Raw genomic sequence first — 3,048 nt, 5'->3', positions numbered from 1 at the left:
GCCCGTCGCGCCCCTAGTACAAAACATCGATTTGGGGTCGGTCCCGGGTTGGCTGTTCCTTGCCTGCCTGCCGATCTTGATCACTTTGGGCGGTCAAATCGCGCTCAGCCCGATCATCCTTGTCGTGTTCATCGGGCAAGTCGTGCAGAGCTTTCCAACGCTCCCCGCAGACCCGACGCATATCGTCTTTGCCTTGAGCGCGGGTTGGGCAATTTCGATGTTTGCCTCGCCCAACGCAACGGCGACCTTGCTGATCTCGGCGACATCGAAAATTCCACCAACCACTTTGACGTGGCGCTGGAATCTCCGATACGGTTTGATCTGCTACATAGCCCTCGTTGGGATATTTATCTTGCTCGAAGCCTAACGCGGTGGAATGCCCTTGCCGCCACCCGCTTGGGTCACGCCATCGATAAGAACGAACATGATCGTGCAAGGCTCTGTCCCGCGATTGGCCCAAGCGTGGTTGGTGCCGCGCTGCACAACAACGTCGCCGGCTTTGAGCAGCACGTCGTCTTCTTCGTTGTCCATAACCATCCAGATTTCGCCATTCATCACGATGCCATAATCCACGCTATCCGTGCGGTGCATCCACGGATGGCGCCCACCTTGCACAATGTTCGCACCTGCGCCCATTTCGGCAAAGGCCGCAGCACCGTCTTCACTAGACAGTCGCGCCATGACTTCCGGGTCTTCGGGCAGGAACTCAACGCAGCGAAACACCGTACCGTTCTTTGGCGGGTGCAGGATGAAATCACCCGTGCAGGTCTCTGTCGGTCCGTCGTATTCTGCAGGCGTTTGATCCGTCAGCCAGAAGTTTGTCAGACGCACGCCAGGACGTTTTGGGCGTTCCAGAATTTGTGTCGCGATTTGATCGCTTTCAATGATTGCAACACCGTTTTCATCATGGCCGGTGACAACGCGGCGATAGTTTTTATGTGTCATGGAAGCGCCCCTCGTTAGGCTGGTTTAGAATTCGTTCGATCGTTGATCACGAGCGCCGCAAAGAGCGCGATGCCGATAGCGCCGCTGATCCACCCTTGGAACAACAGGCAAAGACCTGCAATTGCCGCAACCGCGCGCCAGTGTGGGGCGAGCTTTCCATTCAGGCATCCAATGATCGCCACAGCGATTGAGAAGGTGCCAATCACCGCTGTGAGGATGGCCAATGCGTTATCGATCAAACCACCCCCCATGAGTAGGCCGGGGCCGTAAACAAAGGCAAAGGGCAGAACAAAGGAGGTCGCAGCATAGGACGCAGCGGTCCAACCTACCTTGTTCACATTCGCCCCTGCGATCCCGCCCGCCACATAGGATGCAAGCGCAACTGGCGGCGTAATCGTGGAAATACAGCCATAGTAGAAAACGAAGAAGTGCGCCGTCAGAACTGGAACACCGAGTTTGACAAGGGCGGGTGCAACCACCGTCGCCAAGATCAGATAGGCGGCTGTGGTCGGCAGACCCATGCCCAAGATAATGGATGTGACCATCGTGAAAAAGAGCGCAAAGAAAAGATACCCGCCAGAAGCCACATCAATCAGCGTCGCAATCTTGGAGCCCAATCCAGTAACCCCTAAAACACCTGCGATGATGCCCGCCGCCGCGCAAGCCGCAGAAATGGTCACGACAGAACGTGCACCTTCAGAAACGCTTGTCACGATTTTGCTAAAGAAAGCCGCGTCGATCTTGCGGTTCCAAACGATGTCACCCAGCACCAAAACGACCATCGCCCAAAGCGAGGCCATGAAAGGCGAAAAGCCCATCAACATCATGGTGATCAACGTCCCAAAAGCACCGATGAAAGGTCCGCCATTCACCATGACTTTCCAGAGGGGGATATCGTCATCTTCTTTACTGGAACTGTTTGGCACGATGCCTGATTTCACAGCCTGCAAATGCACCACCATGAAAGCAGAGCTGAAAAACAGCAGCGCAGGTATAATCGCAGCAAGCATGACAGCGGTGTAAGGCACGCCCACAATCTCAGCCATGATAAAGGCCGCAGCGCCCATAACGGGCGGCATGATTTGCCCCCCTGTTGACGCAACTGCTTCAATCGCGGCGGCTTGGTGCGGCTCGTATCCCTCCCGCTTCATAATCGGGATTGTGACTGTGCCAGTGACCGCCACGTTGCCCGCAGCTGATCCGCTGACCATGCCAATAAGCGTCGAAAAGAGAACCGCTGATTTGGCCGAGGCTGCGCGCAGGCCACGCGTGCATCTATTGGAGAGTTCAAAGAAGAAATCGCCAGCGCCAAAATTCGAAAGCAATGCGCCAAAGATAGTGAAGACAATGATATAGGTCGCTGCAACGCCAACAGGGATGCCGTAAATACCCTGGGTATCTGTAGTCAGAACCAGCACGATACGCTCAAGCGATGCGCCCCGTCCCTCTAAAACGCCGGGTAAATAAGGGGCAAGGAAGGGATATAAGAAAAAGACAAACGTGATCCCTGCAAGGATCCAGCCGATCCCTCGGCGCGCGGCTTCAAAGACAACGATCAGCAGGACAATGCCTGCATAGTAATCCATGTCATTTGTGATGCCTCCGCTAAAGGCAATCGCTTTCCAACGTGTCAACAGATAGGCACTGGCCGCAACGGTCACAGCGACCAAAGCGAGCGAAAAGACTGTGTTAAACCGTGTTCCAGCGAGCCGCTCAGAGGTTGGTTTGATAACAAACAACAATGAGAGCGCGAGCATGACATGTGTGACACGCATCGGCATTGTCGAAATAGCGATGACACCAGACACCACCATCAAATGATAGGCGCCGAGGGCGAGGCCCGCCAAGAAAATTGCGTTTTTGGTATTGAGAGCCGACAAGACGGAAGCCATGGTGCGTCATCCCCTAAGTATGGAGAAAGGGGCCCGAAGGCCCCCTTTCATTTATTGCTTATCGAAATACGCTTTTGCGCCTGCGTGAAGTGGGATCGCCAACTTCAATGACATCGCCGGATCGATCTGGCGTGCATTTGCGTTTTCGGCCTGTAGCTCAGCAAGGTTGGCAAAGATCGCAGCTGTGACAGCTTCGACAGTCGCCGCATCC

The 3,048-nt window shown here is 54.9% G+C and carries 2 protein-coding genes and 1 pseudogene; 1 reads left to right on the top strand and 2 read right to left on the bottom strand.

All coding sequences use genetic code 11. The annotated features are described in order from the left end of the window. Nucleotides 1–367: pseudogene (locus ABJQ89_RS04855) on the top strand (hypothetical protein); the annotation flags it as partial. Here ABJQ89_RS04855 and ABJQ89_RS04850 read toward each other — a convergent pair. Together ABJQ89_RS04850 and ABJQ89_RS04845 are read right to left on the bottom strand one after the other, a co-directional pair. Beyond that, nucleotides 364–945, bottom strand: a complete 582-nt coding sequence (locus tag ABJQ89_RS04850; RefSeq protein ID WP_348495138.1) for a cupin domain-containing protein — start codon at nucleotides 943–945, stop codon at nucleotides 364–366. The pseudogene ABJQ89_RS04855 and the gene ABJQ89_RS04850 overlap by 4 nt on opposite strands. Before the next feature lie 14 nt (nucleotides 946–959). Continuing rightward, the gene (locus ABJQ89_RS04845; protein WP_348495137.1) at nucleotides 960–2,837 is read right to left on the bottom strand and encodes a TRAP transporter fused permease subunit; all 1,878 of its coding nucleotides are present in this window, start codon (nucleotides 2,835–2,837) and stop codon (nucleotides 960–962) included. Nucleotides 2,838–3,048: the final 211 nt, after the last annotated feature.

It is taken from the genome of Planktotalea sp. (assembly GCF_039984035.1).
Classification (GTDB): domain Bacteria; phylum Pseudomonadota; class Alphaproteobacteria; order Rhodobacterales; family Rhodobacteraceae; genus Planktotalea.
This window is presented reverse-complemented; position numbering and strand designations above follow the sequence as displayed.

Coding starts and splice junctions, on each gene's coding strand:
- ABJQ89_RS04850 (WP_348495138.1), bottom strand. CDS start 945: ATGACACATAAAAACTATCGCCGCGTTGTCACCGGCCATGATGAAAAC.
- ABJQ89_RS04845 (WP_348495137.1), bottom strand. CDS start 2,837: ATGGCTTCCGTCTTGTCGGCTCTCAATACCAAAAACGCAATTTTCTTG.